The 16,424-nt window shown below is 66.1% G+C and carries 18 protein-coding genes; 8 read left to right on the top strand and 10 right to left on the bottom strand.

Going from position 1 to position 16,424, the window contains the following annotated elements:
* Window positions 1-34: 34 nt before the first annotated feature.
* The 7 genes from OMP44_RS16870 to lptM form a co-directional block, all read right to left on the bottom strand.
* A complete protein-coding gene (locus OMP44_RS16870) occupies window positions 35-1,414 on the bottom strand; it encodes a pyridine nucleotide-disulfide oxidoreductase (protein ID WP_280309853.1) in 1,380 nt (459 codons plus the stop codon).
* 963 nt (window positions 1,415-2,377) lie between these two features.
* Window positions 2,378-3,082: an HAD family hydrolase gene (locus OMP44_RS16865; protein WP_187980888.1), complete on the bottom strand. Its 705-nt coding sequence runs from the start codon at window positions 3,080-3,082 to the stop codon at window positions 2,378-2,380.
* Window positions 3,079-3,972, bottom strand: a complete 894-nt coding sequence (gene xerC / locus OMP44_RS16860) for a tyrosine recombinase XerC (protein WP_187980889.1) — start codon at window positions 3,970-3,972, stop codon at window positions 3,079-3,081. The genes OMP44_RS16865 and xerC overlap by 4 nt, the downstream gene beginning before the upstream one ends.
* A 15-nt stretch (window positions 3,973-3,987) precedes the next feature.
* Complete coding sequence (locus tag OMP44_RS16855; protein WP_007161381.1) at window positions 3,988-4,674, bottom strand: DUF484 family protein; 687 nt, start codon at window positions 4,672-4,674, stop codon at window positions 3,988-3,990.
* Window positions 4,671-5,501 carry a diaminopimelate epimerase gene (gene dapF / locus OMP44_RS16850; RefSeq protein WP_133860440.1) on the bottom strand — a complete coding sequence of 277 codons (831 nt, stop codon included), beginning with the start codon at window positions 5,499-5,501 and terminating at the stop codon, window positions 4,671-4,673. The genes OMP44_RS16855 and dapF overlap by 4 nt, the downstream gene beginning before the upstream one ends.
* 10 nt (window positions 5,502-5,511) lie before the next feature.
* Complete coding sequence (gene lysA / locus OMP44_RS16845; protein ID WP_133860441.1) at window positions 5,512-6,759, bottom strand: diaminopimelate decarboxylase; 1,248 nt, start codon at window positions 6,757-6,759, stop codon at window positions 5,512-5,514.
* Window positions 6,760-6,768: 9 nt separating this feature from the next.
* Window positions 6,769-6,894 (bottom strand): LPS translocon maturation chaperone LptM, encoded by a 126-nt coding sequence (gene lptM / locus OMP44_RS16840; RefSeq protein WP_007161378.1) that lies wholly within the window; start codon window positions 6,892-6,894, stop codon window positions 6,769-6,771.
* 170 nt (window positions 6,895-7,064) lie between these two features.
* On the opposite strand from lptM, the gene cyaY reads away from it, so the two are divergent.
* Together cyaY and rnk are read left to right on the top strand one after the other, a co-directional pair.
* Window positions 7,065-7,394 (top strand): iron donor protein CyaY, encoded by a 330-nt coding sequence (cyaY, locus tag OMP44_RS16835; RefSeq protein ID WP_187980890.1) that lies wholly within the window; start codon window positions 7,065-7,067, stop codon window positions 7,392-7,394.
* Window positions 7,395-7,587: 193 nt separating this feature from the next.
* A complete protein-coding gene (rnk, locus tag OMP44_RS16830) occupies window positions 7,588-7,971 on the top strand; it encodes a nucleoside diphosphate kinase regulator (protein ID WP_007161376.1) in 384 nt (127 codons plus the stop codon).
* On the opposite strand, the gene OMP44_RS16825 is transcribed toward rnk, so the two are convergent.
* On the bottom strand, window positions 7,968-8,246 hold the full coding sequence (locus OMP44_RS16825) for a hypothetical protein (RefSeq protein ID WP_187980891.1): 279 nt from the start codon (window positions 8,244-8,246) through the stop codon (window positions 7,968-7,970). The genes rnk and OMP44_RS16825 overlap by 4 nt on opposite strands.
* A gap of 55 nt (window positions 8,247-8,301) precedes the next feature.
* Here OMP44_RS16825 and OMP44_RS16820 point away from each other — a divergent pair, with 55 nt between their 5' ends.
* Both OMP44_RS16820 and OMP44_RS16815 read left to right on the top strand, forming a co-directional pair.
* Window positions 8,302-9,285, top strand: a complete 984-nt coding sequence (locus OMP44_RS16820) for a magnesium transporter CorA family protein (protein ID WP_133860443.1) — start codon at window positions 8,302-8,304, stop codon at window positions 9,283-9,285.
* A 36-nt stretch (window positions 9,286-9,321) separates the two neighbouring features.
* Window positions 9,322-10,197, top strand: a complete 876-nt coding sequence (locus tag OMP44_RS16815; RefSeq protein ID WP_187980892.1) for an NAD(P)-dependent oxidoreductase — start codon at window positions 9,322-9,324, stop codon at window positions 10,195-10,197.
* Window positions 10,198-10,205: 8 nt separating this feature from the next.
* Here the strand turns inward: OMP44_RS16815 and OMP44_RS16810 are convergent, their stop codons facing one another.
* The gene (locus OMP44_RS16810) at window positions 10,206-10,970 is read right to left on the bottom strand and encodes an endo alpha-1,4 polygalactosaminidase (protein ID WP_280309842.1); all 765 of its coding nucleotides are present in this window, start codon (window positions 10,968-10,970) and stop codon (window positions 10,206-10,208) included.
* A 294-nt stretch (window positions 10,971-11,264) separates the two neighbouring features.
* Window positions 11,265-12,659 carry an argininosuccinate lyase gene (gene argH / locus OMP44_RS16805; protein WP_280309840.1) on the bottom strand — a complete coding sequence of 465 codons (1,395 nt, stop codon included), beginning with the start codon at window positions 12,657-12,659 and terminating at the stop codon, window positions 11,265-11,267.
* A 128-nt stretch (window positions 12,660-12,787) separates the two neighbouring features.
* Here argH and OMP44_RS16800 point away from each other — a divergent pair, with 128 nt between their 5' ends.
* The 4 genes from OMP44_RS16800 to OMP44_RS16785 all read left to right on the top strand — a co-directional run bounded on the left by OMP44_RS16800 (window position 12,788) and on the right by OMP44_RS16785 (window position 16,409).
* Window positions 12,788-13,864, top strand: coding sequence for a sensor histidine kinase (locus tag OMP44_RS16800; protein WP_133860446.1), 1,077 nt, complete (start codon window positions 12,788-12,790; stop codon window positions 13,862-13,864).
* 4 nt (window positions 13,865-13,868) lie between these two features.
* Window positions 13,869-14,615: a LytR/AlgR family response regulator transcription factor gene (locus OMP44_RS16795; protein ID WP_007161369.1), complete on the top strand. Its 747-nt coding sequence runs from the start codon at window positions 13,869-13,871 to the stop codon at window positions 14,613-14,615.
* A gap of 100 nt (window positions 14,616-14,715) precedes the next feature.
* On the top strand, window positions 14,716-15,654 hold the full coding sequence (hemC, locus tag OMP44_RS16790) for a hydroxymethylbilane synthase (RefSeq protein WP_187980894.1): 939 nt from the start codon (window positions 14,716-14,718) through the stop codon (window positions 15,652-15,654).
* Window positions 15,651-16,409, top strand: a complete 759-nt coding sequence (locus tag OMP44_RS16785; protein WP_187980895.1) for a uroporphyrinogen-III synthase — start codon at window positions 15,651-15,653, stop codon at window positions 16,407-16,409. Before hemC ends, OMP44_RS16785 begins: the two co-directional genes overlap by 4 nt.
* Window positions 16,410-16,424 lie beyond the last annotated feature (15 nt).

The following is a 16,424-nucleotide window of genomic DNA, read 5'->3' as shown; positions in this document are numbered from 1 at the left end:
CTGCTTATCGAGTCCTTGATACGTGTCGGTTCGGTCAAGCGTGTTCGGCGACCGGACTGGCCGGTTGCCGGAAGGCGGCGCCGGGCTTGTCCAGACGTTCCAGAACCGACTCCAGGGCCTCGCGACTGGCATCGTTGTGGAACTGCCAGACCCCGTAGATGCGTCCGGAAAAGGACGCCTCGCTCCCCAGGCGGGGATCCACTGCCAATCCCGAGCCCAGGCCGAACAGGTGCAGGCCCTTGAGGCGCTGGCCGTGCTGGTCCAGTGGGCTGCCGGCGGCATCGGAGTCCAGACCGCCGCGCAGGGTGCGCAGGGTCAGCGGACGGCCGTCCTGGCAGCGCAGCTCGGGCACGACGGGCTGGTAACCCATGCCCTGCACCAGCAGGGCGGCGCTGTCGAACAGCGTCTGGGCGTTGGCCAGTTGTTCGGCGCTGCCATCCAGTTGCAGCGTCTTGACCTTGACCGGGGTACCGCCGATGCCCTGACCGGCAAGGACCTGGCGGCCGATCTCATGGGCGCGGTAGCGCAGTCCGCCGGAGCGGTTGACCCGCTTGGAGATGGGGCAGATGTCCTGCAGCGGGTCGAAGGGGTAGCCGGCGGCCAGGGCTTCGGCGGCGGTCTCGTAGAACAGCCGGATCGGTGAGCGATGGACCAGGGTCAGTTCGCGCAGACCATCGTGGTGCAGGGCGCTGGCCAGGTTGTCGAGGGCGGAGAAGGCGCTGTGAGAACCCCCGACCACGCAGATCGGACCGCCATCCTTGAGGCGGGCTCGATAGCGCTGGCGCAGGGCTTCGGGTTGCAGGCGCAGCAGATTGTCGGAGCTGTCGATCGAGGCACTCTGGGGCAGCTGCAGGCCCATGGCCTGGATGCTTTCCTCGAAGCTGTGGCGGGTCTGCTTGCCGCCCAGGTTCAGCACCAGGCTGGAGGTGCGGACGCGGCGGATGGCGCCGGCCTGTTCCAGCCAGACGACATAGCTCGAACCTTCGCAGGTCACTTCGGTGATGCGGGTCTGGCGCCAGGTGGGGATGCCGTACTGGCGTTCGAGCCAGGGCAGGACCAGGCCGGCGGCCTGCTGGAAGAGCTGGCCGACGATGGGCAGCGCCGGTGCTTCCTGGGAATTCAGCTTGAGGTGGCGAAAGGTCGGGGATGCTTGCAGCGGGGCCAGGATGGGCGCCAGCAGCGGATCGCGCAGGCAGTCCAGAAAGACGTCGCTCACCGAGTTGGCGATGATCTGATAGTCACCCAGCTTGCCGGCACCGAGTTCGGTCCCGGCATCGACGATGATGGTGCCGGCCTGGGCAAGTTGCTCCAGAGCACCGCGCTTGATGGCATTGAACAGGAATCCCAGGCCTGCCGGACCGGCACCGCCAATTAGACATCCTAATGTCGATTCCGATAGATCATTCCTTGCCATCGGGGCATCCTCTCTGTGCGCCTTCAAGGCGCAATTAACGTGATTGAAACTGGCTTTCACAGTGCCCGGCAGTCAGCAAAAAATGCAGCGGATCGTTTTAATCTTTATTGACTTAATGACCGTCTGATGAATGTCGGTCAGTACCTGTTTTAACCCTTGCCAATAATTAATCCGCCCGTGTCGGCAGCAGAAGTAAGAGAACTTGCTCGAAGCTGTCTGCCAAGCACTTTCCAAACTAAACCGGGCCAGGCCGTCGATGACGGGGGCAGGCCGAAGTTGGCCTGGCTGAGCCACTTGCCGGCCTGCTGTGGGCAGGGTTGAAGTTGCCTGGGTAAAAAGAATTAAGTCCCGCTCGGGTGACATCCCTGTAGTCCTGCAGGTGCTCGCTGGCACGGTGATCGTCCCCTTCTGTCCAGCACCGGGCATGGCTACCGCACAGGTTTGCCGTGACTTGGGTGGTAACCAGTCCGGTTGGGACATGGCTACCGCACGGGTTTGCACCTGGACGGGATGAACAGAGGGTTATTTACCGATATCAAGACCTGAAAATGTTTGAGCAGGAACTTGAGAAGCTATCGGCGAGACGCAGAGGAGGGGGGAGGTAATGCTGTCTTCCCTGACCTGAACGGCGGCTGGTTCAGCGCGCAATCCCAGCGCTACTTCGAACTTGTCGCAATGATTGTCAAAAGGGTTAGCACTGTCAACGCGAGCTCCGGAGGGGAAATCCGGCCAGCGAGACGGCTATCGGCGCTGTTGTTATCAAGGAATCGGCGGCCAAATGAGGTGTGCTTGGCAAAAAATCGCCCAGCCCCGCGGCTTTTGGTGAAGGGGGTCGCAAAGCTTCTGCTGTCGAGGTCGATAAGTGTGACGAATATTTTGGCGATTGGTTAACAAAACCCAGGGGCCTAGTAGACGACCGGCGAGCACGAAAAATCAGCCGTTCAGCATTTGGTATTACTGACTTTACGGCCGGCCTGACCAGCCTTCCAACAGGGAGGGAAGTTCGCTCAGACTGCGGATCTCCGCATCCGGCTTGCCAGGACCCTGCCAGGGGTTCTGCAAGGGGTTGAACCAGACGGCGCGGATACCGGCGCGCTGGGCGCCGGCGACATCGTCCACGGGGTTGTCGCCCACGTGCACGGTGGCGTCGGCCGCGATGCCGGTGAGACGCAGGGCCTCGCGGAAAGGCGTGGGGTCGGGTTTGCCGACGCCCAGCTGCTCGGCATTCAGGGCAAAGCGGAAATAGTCGGCCAGGCCGATGGTCTGCACATCCGCATTGCCATTGGTCAGCACCCCCAGGGTATAGCGATCGGCGAGGCGCTCCAGGGTGGGGTGGACGTCGTCGAACAGGGTGACCTGCTGACGAGCGGCCAGATAGACCGCGAAGCCCGCCTCGGCCAGCTGGGCAGCCTCGGGCTCGACATAGCCGGCATCGAGCAGCGCCTGATGGATGACCCGGCGGCGCATTTCGCTGACCCGGTGCTTGAGACCGGCGTCCTGCTGCAGCAGGTGATCGCGGATCGCCCAGAGATGCTCGACCGGAACGCTGCCCAGCCGCGGTGCGGAGGCGGCGAACCAGTCACGCAGCAGGGCTTCGGCGGAATGGATGACCGGCGCGATTTCCCAGAGGGTATCGTCGAGGTCGAAGGTCACGAGGCGAATCGTCATCGGCTGGCCTTGCGCTTGGCGCGGGGGTGCGCCTTGTCATAGACCTCGGCGAGCTGGCCGAAGTCCAGGTGGGTGTAGATCTGGGTGGTGGCGATGTCGGCGTGGCCGAGCAATTCCTGCACCGCGCGCAGATCGCCGGAGGCGCTGAGCATGTGGCTGGCGAAGCTGTGCCTGAGCATGTGCGGATGCAGGTGCTGGCCCAGTTCGCGCACGCCGGCCTCGCGCACCCGCAACTGTACCGCGCGGGGCGTCAGGCGCAGGCCGCGCTGGCCGATGAACAGGGCGTCGTCGCGCGGTGCGGCCTGCAGCCGGACCTTGAGCCAGGCCTCCAGGGCGTCCCGGGCCTTGCTGCCGATGGGCAGCACCCGCTCCTTGTTGCCCTTGCCGCGCACCTGGACCAGCCCCTGGACCAGGTCCACGTCCGCGAGATCCAGTCCGACCAGCTCGGAGAGGCGCAGTCCGGAGCTGTAGAAGAGTTCCAGCAGCGCCTGATCACGCAGGCCGAGGAAGTCGTCCTCCACGGCGCCATCGAGCAGCTGCATGGAGCGGTCGACGTCGAGCACCTTGGGCAGGGCCTTCTGTGCCTTGGGGGGCGTGAGTCCATGGGCCGGATCCTGGCTGCAGTGGCCTTCGCGGATCAGGTAGAGATAGAAGCCGCGGCAGGCCGACAGCAGCCGCGCCAGGCTGCGACTGGAGGCGCCGGCCCGGTGCAGCTGGGCGATCAGGGCGCGCAGGCGGCGACTGTCCAGGCCGCCCCAGTCGCTCAGGCCTTCGGCTTCGACGAAGGTCAGCAGCTTGCGCAGGTCGCGCCGGTAGCCGTCGAGCGTGTGGGGCGAAACCTGACGCTCCAGCCGCAGGTGGTCGAGATAGGCATCGAGCTGGACCTGCATGCTCCGCTCCCGGGCTCAGCGCACCGTACGCAAGGGGACGGGAAAGCGCGGCAGTACCCGCGCCAGGACTTCCGCCACGTGGCTCAGGAACAGCGTGCCCAGGCTACTGCGATAGTGCTGGGGATCGGGGCTGCCGATCGCCAGGACGCCATGCAGACCCTGATGGGAGAGGGCGGCGACAGCCGCGGAGCCGACCTCTTCCTTGGCCGAATCGCCGAACAAAAAGGCCAGTTCGTGGGCGCGCAGGACACCGCTGGTGGTCTTCTCGCCGCCCAGCAGGCCGCCGATCACCTTTTGTGCTTCGGCGGGCGTGACGCTGCGGCCGACCGGCAGGGGATGCTCGTGGAACAGGATGAGGCCGACGTAGGGCACCTTGAATTCATGGCGCAGGCTGTCCTCGACGGTGCCTATCACCTCTTCGAGGCTGTTGGCGTCGAGCAGGCCGATGATCAGCCGCCGGGTCTTGTCGAACAGCCGGTCGTTGTCCCGCGCCACGTCCATCAGGTGGGTGAGGCGATGGCGCATCTCGCCATTGCGATCGCGCAGCAGACCCAGTTGCCGCTCGACCAGGGAGATGGCGGTGCCCCGCTGGTGGGGGACGCGCATCTCCGCCAGCAGCTCTTCGCGATCGGCGAAGAAGTGCGGATGATCCAGCAGCCAGTCGGCGACCTGGTCCGCGGTCAGTTCGGGGGTGTCGCTCATACTCTTACCTGGCCTTCGTAGACACGGGTGGCCGGACCGGTCATGAGCACCGATTGACCGACGCCGTCCCACTCGATGTTGAGCAGACCGCCCGGCAATTCGATGCTGACCGGCGATTTCAGCCAGCCCTGGCGGATCCCGGCCACGGCGGCGGCGCAGGCGCCGGTGCCGCAGGCACGGGTTTCGCCGACGCCCCGTTCCCAGACCCGCAGGCGGGCGCGCTGGGCGTCGATGATCTGCAGGAAGCCGATGTTGGCCTTTTGCGGAAAGCGCGGATGGCACTCCAGCTTGGGACCGAGGGTGAGCACCGGTGCCTGGTCGACGTCGGCGACCCGCAGCACGCCATGGGGATTGCCCATGGAGACCACCGCCAGCTCGACCGTCTCGCCCTCGACCTGGATGGCATGACTCAGCGTCTCCGCCTCGGCGATGAAGGGAATCTCGGCTGCCTGCAGGCGCGGTGCCCCCATGTCGACGCGCACCATGCCATCGCCCTTGAGGTGCAACTCGATGATGCCGTTCTTGGTTTCGACGCGGATCTGCTTCTTGACCGTCAGGCGCTTGTCGAAGACGAAGCGGGCGAAGCAGCGGGCACCGTTGCCACACTGTTCGACCTCGGAGCCATCGGCGTTGAAGATGCGATAGCGAAAGTCCACGTCCGGGGTGCTGGGGGTCTCGACGATCAGCAGCTGGTCGAAGCCGACACCGGTCTTGCGGTCACCCCACAGACGAACGTGCTTGGGCTGGATGTGCGCGTGCTGGCTGATCAGGTCGAGGACCATGAAGTCGTTGCCCAGACCGTGCATCTTGGTGAAGCGCAGTTGCATGGAACTCCCCTCAGGCCGGCAGCCGGCTCTCGCCTGCGAAGAGTTCTTCCAGCGTCTCGCGCCGACGGACCAGGTGCGCCTGGTCGCCATCCACCATCACCTCGGCCGCACGGCCACGGGTGTTGTAGTTGGAACTCATGGTGAAGCCATAGGCCCCGGCGGAGCGGATGGCCAGCAGATCGCCTTCGGCCAGGACCAGCTCGCGGTCCTTGGCGAGGAAGTCGCCGGTCTCGCAGATGGGACCGACCAGGTCGTAGCGGCGGGCGTCGCCCTCGCGCGCGGTCACCGGCTCCACCGCCATCCAGGCCTGGTACAGCGCCGGGCGGATGAGGTCGTTCATCGCCGCGTCGACGATGGCGAAATCCTTGTGGGCGGTGTGCTTGAGGTATTCCACGCGGGTCAGCAGGATGCCGGCGTTGGCGACGATGAAGCGGCCGGGTTCGAACACCAGGGTCAGGTTGCGCCCGACGATGCGTTCGCGGATGGCCTGGATGTAGTCGCCGGCCAGCGGCGGCTGCTCGTCGCGATAGCGCACGCCCAGGCCGCCGCCGAGGTCCAGGTGGCGCAGGACGATACCGCGCTCGGCGAGGCGATCGATCAGCGCCAGCAGGCGGTCGAGGGCATCGAGGAAGGGCGGCAGGGTGGTGAGCTGGGAGCCGATGTGGCAATCCACCCCGAGAATCTGCAGATTCGGCAGCTCGGCGGCGCGGGCGTAGACCGCCTCGGCGTCGGCGATGTCGATGCCGAACTTGTTTTCCTTGAGACCGGTGGAGATGTAGGGGTGGGTACCGGCGTCGACATCGGGATTGACCCGCAACGAGATCGGCGCGACCACACCCAGCTCCGCGGCCACCTGTTGCAGCCGTTCCAGCTCGTCGGTGGATTCGACGTTGAAGCAGTGCACGCCCACTTCCAGGGCGCGGCGCATGTCGTCACGGGTCTTGCCGACCCCGGAGAACACCACCCGGCGCGGATCGCCACCGGCGGCCAGGACGCGTTCCAGTTCGCCACGGGAAACGATGTCGAAGCCGGCGCCGAGGCGGGCCAGGACATTGAGCACGCCGAGGTTGGAGTTGGCCTTGACCGCAAAGCAGACCAGGTGCGGCAGACCGGCCAGCGCATCGGTATAGGCACGGTACTGCCCCTCGATGTGCGCTCGCGAATAGACGTAGGCGGGGGTGCCGAATTCCTGCGCCACAGCGCTCAGGGCTACCCCTTCCGCATGCAGTTCACCTGCACGGACAGCGAAGACTTCCATGGTGGCTCCCTAGAACACGTCGTGGCGGTGTTCTTTGGCGGCTTTCTGGTCGTCGGGCAGGTACAGCGGGCCTTTCTGACCGCAGCCGGCCAGCAGGCAGGCGCAGGCGATGAAGAGGAGAGACAGGCGCTTCATGACGCTAAACCTATGCGAAAAGATGATATTGCACCGAGTATAACGGGGTTGAGCGACTCTTTGACACGCCCGGATGGCTGAAGCGCAGCTGCCGGCAACAGCTGCGACTGGACGCCATCTGGGCGGCCCGCTACCGTGCGGCGATTGTTTCCCTTCTTTCGAGGATCGTCATGAGCCGGCTCAGCGAAGCGCAATTCCATCACCTCGTCGACCAGACCCAGCGCCAGGTCGAAGACGCCTATGACGACAGCGGGCTGGACCTCGATCTGGAAAATGCCGGTGGCGTGCTGACGATCAAGTTCGACAACGGCAGCCAGGTCATCCTCAGCCGCCAGCCCCCGCTGGTGCAGCTCTGGGTGGCGGCGCGGTCGGGTGGCTATCACTTCGACTGGGATGGCCAGAGCTGGATCTGCGACACCTCGTCCGAGACCCTCGGTGCGCTGCTGGTGCGGGTGACCCTTGAGCAGACCGGCGAGAGCGTCGCCCTGCCCGGGGTGTAACGACCTGCGGTCGGTGCGGCTTGACCGCTGCCAAGACCCCTGTGCTAGCGTGACCTGACGGCGCCTTTCGAGCGCCGTTTTCTTTTGCCGCCTCCAAGCGGCTTCCCGCTGGGCGCCCGCCGCCCGTCATCTCCGGTGGTCCGGCCGCCTCGCGCGGTGGGGATCGCACCGTCTTGTCCTCCAGGAGTCCGCCATGCGCCATGCATCGCCCATTACCGTTTCCGCCGTCGATCTGCCCCGTCTCGAAAGGCTGCTCGACGCCCTGCCCGAATTCGGGCCCGTGGCCGAGGCCCTGGACGAGGAACTGGCCCAGGCGCGGGTAGTGGCGCCCGAGGAGATCGGTGCGGTGGTCACCATGAATTCGCGGGTGCGTTGCCGCGAGACCGATACCGGCAAGGAGTACCAGGTGGTGCTGGTCTATCCGGAGGACGCTGGTGGCGAGGGGCGGGTCTCGGTGCTGGCGCCGGCCGGCAGCGCGCTGCTCGGCGCGACGCCCGGCGAGCACCTCAGCTGGCCGGTACCCGGCGGCAAGGAGCAGCAGGTGGAACTGCTGGCGCTGGAGCCGGCCGAGGCCTAGTCGTCCGCGACCTCGGGCAGTTCCGGTAGAGCCCGTAGCAGGCGCTCGTAGTGGGCGCCGTCGAAGGGGCGATCGGCGTCGAGCATGGCGGCGATTTCGTAGGACAGCGCCTGGGCCATCAGCAGCACGGCCTCTTCGCGCTCGTAGCCGACCAGGGTCAGCTTGTTGAGCACGGCCTGGACATAATCCGGCTGGCCAGCGGCGAGCTGGTTCTCCACCGCTTCGATCAGATGGGAGGACACGAAGGATTCTTCGTCATCGGCGTGGTCAATCATGTCTGGATACCTTTTGTTACAGTGCGACCCCTGATTCTGGCCTGGAGTCTTCTCGATGATCACCTGCTATCGCCTGTCCGCCGACGAGCTGGTCGCGCAGCCCTTGTCGCCGGGAGACCCGCTGCCCGCGGATCTGCTCTGGGTCGATCTGCTCGATCCCAGTGAGGCGGAAGAGCGCTATCTGGAGCAGGCACTGGCGATGGACATCCCCACCCGGGAAGAAATCGCCGAGATCGAGGAATCCTCGCGACTCTATCAGACCGACCAGGCCCTGCACCTGACCACCACCGTGGTCAGCGGCTTCAGCGAGCATCAGCCGCAGGCCTCGGTGGTCAATTTCGTGCTGACGCCCGAGTGGCTGGTGACGGTGCGCTACGCCGAACTGGCCGCCTTCAAGACCTTTCTCGGCAAGGCCCAGCAGCAGGCGAGCCAGCACTGCCGCAGCGATGTCATCTTCGCCTCGCTGCTGGACAGCCTGGTGGACCGCGTGGCCGACATCCTCGAATCGGTACAGGCGCATCTCAATCGCCTGGCCAAGGCGGTGTTTCGCGAACCCCTGGACCCCCATCAGGCCAAGCAGCCGAAGACCGACCTGCAATCCATCGTCAAGCAGCTCGGTCGCAGCAACCAGCTGCTGGCGCAGCTCAGCGAGAGTCTGCTGGGCATCAATCGCATCGTTTCCTACCTGCGGCGCGCGGGTGCCACCTGGATCTCCGGCACGGCCAAGACCTGGTTCAAGACGCTGGAACGCGACGTCCGCTCGCTGAGCGATTACCAGGCCAAGATGAACGGCGAGATCGGCTTTCTGCTCGACGCCACCCTGGGCCTGATCAGCGTGGAGCAGAACAACATCGTCAAGGTGTTCACCATCGCCTCGGTGCTGTTCCTGCCACCGACCCTGGTGGGCACCATCTACGGCATGAACTTCAAGGTCATGCCGGAGCTGGACTGGCATTTCGGCTATCCGCTGGCGCTGGGCGCCATGGTGGTCTCGGCGCTGATTCCCTATGCCTGGTTCAAGTTTCGCCGCTGGCTGTAGCCGGCGGCATCCATCGCACCTCGAGGAGGCAAAGCTATGCGTATCGGATTCATCGGTCTGGGTGGCATGGGCCAGGGCATGGCCGCCAATCTGCTCAAGGCGGGCCATGAGATGGTGGTCTGGAATCGCTCTCCGGAGCCGGTCCAGGCTCTGGTCGGGCAGGGTGCCCGCGCGGCAGCGACGCCGGCGGAGGCCTTCGACGTGGAGGTGGTCTTCAGCATCCTGGCCAACGACGCCGCCACTCGCGAGGTGATCCTCAACAGCGGCGCCCTGCAGCAGGCACGGGCCGGACTGGTCCACGTCAGCATGGCCACCCTGTCGGTGGCCCTGGTCGACGAACTGGTCGCGCGCCATGCCGAGGCGGGCGTGGGTTATGTGGCGGCGCCGGTGTTCGGGCGCACCGACGTGGCCGCCAGTGGCCAGCTCAACATCGTGGTGGCGGGCGAGCCCGAAGCGATCCAGCGCGTCCAACCACTGCTCGACGTCCTGGGGCGCAAGACCTGGCCGGTGGGCACGGAGCCGCGGCAGGCCAATGTGGTCAAGATCGCCGGCAACTTTATGATCGCCAGCGCCATCGAGACCATGGGCGAAAGTACCGCCCTGGCGCGCAGCTATGGCGTAGAGCCCGCGGCGCTGCTGGATATCCTCACCAGCACCCTGTTCGCCGCGCCGGTGTACCAGAACTACGGCCGCCTGCTGACCGAGCGAAAGTTCTCGCCGGCGGCCTTCAAGCTCAGCCTGGGACTCAAGGACGTCGGCCTGGCCCTGGCGGCCGGTCAGGAAAAGGCGGTACCGCTACCCTTCGCCAGTGTCCTGAGAGACAACTTGCTGGAGGCCGTCGCCCAGGGCGAGGGCGATCTGGACTGGATCGCGCTGGGACAGAGGTCGCACAAGAAGGCCGGGCTCGACTGAGCGCCTGCCTACTTGCAGGCGGTGCCCAGCGCCGCCAGCGACAGCGGGTAGAACTGCAGGTTGTAGCCCGAGGTCTTGGCCTGGCTGCAGCGCTTGGTGCTGTAGAGGCCATAGTCGATGATCATCACCGGTTTCTTCTGGGTGCGGAAGTAGCTGTAGGCGTTGCACTCGGCGTAGTCGTAGCAGCTCTCGTTGAGGGCGAAGTCGAACTTGCCGTAGAGGCTCGGCACCAGGTCCACGGCGTTCTTCAGACCCACCAGCAGACTGCGCCTGTGCGCCTCGTCAGCCAGCCAGTTGAGGAAGTCCAGCTGCTGGGCCTTGGTCAGCTTGAGACCGTTGGGATTGCTGAAGCCGTCGACGTTGTCCGGATCCACGCCCTGGCAACCCTTCTGCACCGCCAGGTCCAGCCGCTTGGCCAGCAAGGCGCGGACGTCGGCACGGCGGATATCCAGCCAGCGTTCGCCCGGCCAGGCGTCCAGCGCCTTGCCCAGGGCGGCCTTGGGATAGAGCGCGGCGTCGGGCCGCCAGTCCTCCCAGGTACCGGCGCTGAAATAGCAGATCACCGTCTTCCCATTGCCCTTCAGGTTGGCGATCACCGTCTTGCTGGTGTCATAGAGATCGATGTCGTAGAGGGTGCGATTGGGCTTTTGCAGCACGCCGTTCAGCTGGACATGCCAGGTGAGCGTCTGTGGCAGCGGTGGTGGCAGGGCGGCCTGGCTGGAAGCCGCGGCGAACATTCCGCAAAGCAGGATGGAACAGGCTGAAAGGCGCATGAGACTTGACTCGAACGGCTGGTCAAGTCTCCAGTATCGGCTGCCGGGTCGCAGTCCTGAGCGCCAGTCGTCGTACCTATCAACGGCTGGTCGGCCGTCGTCTGACCGGCTTTCCGGCCCCCTTGCGCAGAGAGCCCTGGCCTAGAGCCCTTGTCTTCGGCTCAGGCGCCTGCTCGACGGTGGAGTGAGCCCTTACACCCGTTCGCCCTGCCGATGAGCGGCAGGGGCGGGGTCTTCGGCCGGCGGCTTGCACGCCCGCCCGCGGAGCTGCGAGCGAGCAGCGCAGTGGCCGGATCAGCGCTGGGCCAGCAGCGCGCGACCGCGTTGCACGGCGGCGCGGACCTGGGCCGGGGCGGTACCGCCGATATGGTCGCGAGCATTGACCGAACCTTCCAGGGTCAAGACGGCGAAGACGTCCTGCTCGATCTGGTCGCTGAAGCGCCGCAGTTCGTCCAGGCTCATCTCGGCCAGGTCCTTGCCGCTGTCCACGCCGTACTTGACCGCGTGGCCGACGATCTCGTGGCAGTCACGGAAGGGCAGGCCCTTGCGCACCAGGTAGTCGGCGAGGTCGGTGGCGGTGGAGAAGCCGCGGCGGGCCGCCTCGCGCATGATCTCGCGCCTGGGCTTGATGGCCGGGACCATGTCGGCGAAGGCCCGCAGGGAGTCGCGCAGGGTGTCGGCGGCGTCGAACAGCGGTTCCTTGTCTTCCTGGTTGTCCTTGTTGTAGGCCAGCGGCTGGCCCTTCATCAGGGTCAGCAGGCCGGTGAGGGCGCCGAACACCCGGCCGGTCTTGCCGCGCACCAGCTCGGGGACGTCCGGGTTCTTCTTCTGCGGCATGATCGAGGAGCCGGTGCAGAAGCGGTCGGGCAGGTCGATGAACTGGAACTGGGCGCTGGTCCAGAGCACCAGTTCTTCGGAGCAGCGCGACAGGTGCATCATCGCCAGGGAGGCCGCGGCGCAGAATTCGATGGCGAAGTCGCGATCCGAGACCCCGTCCAGGGAATTGCCGCCAATGGCCTCGAAGCCCAGCAGTTCGCAGGTGACCTGGCGCTGGATGGGGTAGGTGGTGCCGGCCAGCGCGGCGCTGCCCAGGGGCATGCGGTTGACACGCTTGCGGCAGTCGACCAGGCGCTCGTGGTCGCGGGAAAGCATCTCGAACCAGGCCAGCAGGTGGTGGCCGAAGGTCACCGGTTGCGCGGTTTGCAGGTGGGTGAAGCCGGGCATGATGGTATCGGCTTCGGTCTCGGCCAGTTGCAGCAGGCCTTCCTGCAAACGGTTGAGCTCGACGAGGATGGCGTCGATCTCGTCACGCAGCCAGAGGCGGATGTCGGTGGCCACCTGGTCGTTGCGGCTGCGTCCGGTGTGCAGCTTCTTGCCGACCACGCCCAGGCGCTCGGTCAGGCGCGCCTCGATGTTCATGTGCACGTCTTCCAGGTCGACGCGCCACTCGAAGGTGCCGGTCTCGATCTCGCCGCGGATCTCGTCCAGCCCGCCGACGATGGCGTCGCGCTCGGCTTCGCTGAGCACCCCGGCCTGGGTCAGCATGCGGGCATGGGCCTGGCTGCCGAGGATATCGTGGCGATAGAGGCGCTTGTCGAAGTCCACCGAGGCGGTGAAGCGGGCGACGAAGGCGTCGACGGGTTCGCTGAAGCGTCCGCCCCAGGACTGGTTGGTTTTTTCGCTGCTCATGGATCGGCCTGCTGCTGGGCTTGTCGGTAAGGGTGAGAAGGGGCCGATGATAGCAGTCCCGAGCGGGCGCCGGCCCGATTCAACGGAGCCGACTTGCCGACGAGTGGTATCTGACCCACACTGCCTCCATGATACTCGAACGCCGCAAAACTCCCCGACCGGTCAAGGTCGACGACTTCTTCGTCCCGGCGCTCTGCGAACCGGAAGCCCTGCTCGTGCTGGTGGTGCTGGCCGAGCTGCTGGTGCTCGTCCTGGTGCTGGCAGAGCCCTTCACCCTGCAGTTCAACTGGATCCGCCTGGCGCTGGTGTCGCTGTTCGTGCAGTGGATCGTGCTGCTGTCGGCGGCGCTGCTCTGTCGCCTGCGGCCCTGGCTGGCACGCCATCGACCGGTGGTGGCGGGCGGCTTCTGCTGCGCCATCGTGGTGGCCCTGACGCTGCTCTGCACCCTGGTGGCCGACTGGCTGCAGCTGGCCGGACCGCTGCAGCGGGTCGGCGAGGTGCGGCTGTACATGAGGCACGCGCTGATCGCCCTGATCATGTCCATGCTGCTGCTGCGCTACTTCTGGCTGCAGAGCCAGTGGCGCCGCCAGCAGCAGGCCGAATTGCAGGCGCGCATCGAGTCGCTGCAGGCGCGCATCCGCCCGCATTTCCTGTTCAACAGCCTGAACAGCATCGCCAGCCTGGTCGCCCTGGACGCCGACAAGGCCGAACGTGCGGTGCTGGACCTGTCGGCGCTGTTTCGCGCCAGCCTGGCCCAGCCGGGCAGCCGGGTACGCTGGTCCGAGGAGCTGGAACTGTCGCGGCGTTATCTGGAGATCGAGCGCCTGCGCCTGGGCGATCGCCTGCAGCTGCAGTGGGACGTGGACGGAGTGCCGGCGGACCTGCCGATTCCCCAGCTGACGCTGCAGCCGCTGCTGGAAAACGCCCTGATCTATGGCGTCGCGCCGCGCATCGAAGGCGGCCTGGTGACCATCTTCGCCACCTACCGGGACGGGGTCTTCGAACTGGTCATCAGCAATCCCTATGACCCGGAGGTGGAGCAGCAGCCACGCCCACCCAAGGGCACCCGTCAAGCTTTAAGCAATATCGAGGCGCGATTGACGGCACTTTTCGGACCAGCTGCGAGTCTCAAAATCGAACGCCGCGACCAGCGGCATACAACGTCTCTTCGCTATCCATGCGAGCGACTCATGCGGGAAGCCTGAGCTTATGAATGTCCTGATCGTCGATGACGAACCCTTGGCGCGCGAGCGTCTGGCCCGTCTGGTGGGGCAACTGGACGGTTATACCGCCCTGGAGCCAACAGCCACCAACGGTGAGGAAGCCCTCGCTTTGGTCGAAAACCTCAAGCCTGACATCGTCCTGCTCGACATCCGCATGCCGGGTCTGGACGGCCTGCAGGTGGCCGCGCGACTCTGCGAGCGCGAATCGCCGCCCGCGGTGATCTTCGTGACCGCCCACGACGAATACGCGCTCGACGCCTTCCAGGTCAGCGCCGTGGGCTATCTGGTCAAGCCGGTGCGGCAGGAAGACCTGGCCGCTGCGCTGAGCAAGGCCCAGCGTCCCAACCGGATGCAGCTGGCTGCCCTGACCAAGCCGCCGGCCAGTGGAGGCCCGGGTCCGCGCAGCCACATCAGCGCGCGCACCCGCAAGGGCATCGAGCTGATCCCGCTGGACGACGTGGTCTACTTCATCGCCGATCACAAGTACGTGACCCTCAGGCATTCCGGCGGCGAAGTGCTGCTGGACGAGCCGCTCAAGGCGCTGGAAGACGAATTCGGCGAGCGCTTCGTGCGCATCCATCGCAATGCGCTGGTTTCCCGCGAGCGCATCGAGCGGTTGCAGCGGACGCCCCTGGGTCACTTCCAGCTGTTCCTCAAGGGCATGAACGGCGACGCCCTGACCGTCAGCCGCCGCCATGTGGCCGGTGTGCGCCGCCTGATGCACAGCATCTGACACGTTCAAGGGCCGACGACCGGTGCGCAGCGCGAAAGCGGCGCCGGTCGATTTGCTATCATGGCCGGCAATCTGACGTCCTGACGTGCCGGTAATGCCCATGCCCCGCGAAATTCGTATCGCCACGCGCCAGAGTGCCCTGGCGCTCTGGCAAGCCAACTTTGTCAAAGATCGCCTCGAAGCGGTGCATCCGGGTCTGCGGGTAAGCCTGCTGCCGATGATCAGTCGTGGAGACAAGCTGCTCGATGCGCCGCTGGCCAAGATCGGTGGCAAGGGCCTGTTCGTCAAGGAACTGGAAAACGCCCTGCTCGACGGCAGCGCCGACATCGCCGTGCACTCCATGAAGGATGTCCCCATGGAGTTTCCTGCAGGCCTCGGCCTGTACGCCATCTGCGAGCGGGAAGACCCGCGCGATGCCTTTGTCTCCAATCGCTACAGCGGTCTTGCCGAATTGCCCCGGGGCAGCGTGGTGGGGACGTCCAGCCTGAGGCGCCAGGCCCAGTTGCTGGCCCTGCGCCCGGATCTCGAGATCCGCTTCCTGCGCGGCAACGTCAATACCCGGCTGGCCAAGCTCGATGCCGACAACTACGACGCCATCATCCTGGCCGCCGCCGGACTGATCCGCCTGGGCTTCGCCGCGCGCATCCGTGAATACCTGACTGTCGAGGACAGCCTGCCGGCAGGTGGCCAGGGCGCCGTGGGCATCGAGTGCCGGACCGACGATGCCGAGGTCCATGCGCTGCTCGAACCCCTGCACCATTTCGACACCGAACGCCGGGTCGCTGCCGAGCGCGCCCTGAATCGCCGTCTCAATGGCGGCTGCCAGGTGCCTATCGCCTGCTATGCCGTGCAGCAGGGCGAGTTGCTCTGGCTGCGCGGTCTGGTCGGCCAGCCCGATGGCGGCCTGCTGCTGCGCGCCGAGGCCCGCGGCCCGCTGAACGATCCCGCCACCCTTGGCGTGGCGGTGGCCGAGGACCTGCTCGCCCAGGGCGCCCAGGACATCCTCGATGCCGTCTACGGGACCAGCGGCGCATCATGAGCGGCTGGCGGCTGCTGCTGACCCGGCCGGCGGAGGAGAATCCACCGCTCGCCGCCGCCCTGGCCCAGGCGGGCATCGCCACTGCCAGCCTGCCCTTGCTGGACTTGCAGCCGCTGGCGGAAACGCCCGCACAGCGCTCGCTCTGGCTCGATCTCGATCGCTATGCCGCCGTACTGGTGGTGAGCAAACCGGCGGCTCGTCTGGGTCTTGCCGCCCTCGATCAGTACTGGCCGCAACCGCCGCTGCAGGCCTGGTTCGCCGTAGGTGCGGCCACCGCCGCCGTGCTCGAAGACTATGGGCTGCTGGTGCACCACCCCCAGCGTGAGGACAGCGAAGGCCTGCTGGCGCTGCCGGCCTTGCAGGAAGCCCTGCAGCGCCCGGAGCCCGAGGTGCTGCTTCTGCGCGGCGAGGGCGGCCGCGACCTGCTGGTCGAAACCCTCACCGCCCGCGGCGCCCGCGTCGAGGTGCTCGAACTCTATCGCCGCCAGTGCCCGCAGTACCCCGCAGGGCAGGTCCTAGAGACCCTGGCAGCGGAACGCCTGAATGCCATCATGGTCAGCAGTGGGCAGGGTTTCGCGCATCTGCAGGCCTGTGCGGGTGCGGATTGGCCCGCGGTGCGCCGTTATCCCCTGCTGGTACCCAGCGCCCGTGTTGCCGAACTGGCTCGCGCCAGCGGCTGCGAACTCATCATCGAGTGCCAGGGCGCCAGCGCCAGTGCCTTGATCGCCGCGCTTGCCCATCACCATCCGGATTGACCCTACAAGGAATTC

The organism is Pseudomonas flavocrustae (genome assembly GCF_029872515.1).
Classification (GTDB): domain Bacteria; phylum Pseudomonadota; class Gammaproteobacteria; order Pseudomonadales; family Pseudomonadaceae; genus Chryseomonas; species Chryseomonas aestiva.
This window is presented reverse-complemented; position numbering and strand designations above follow the sequence as displayed.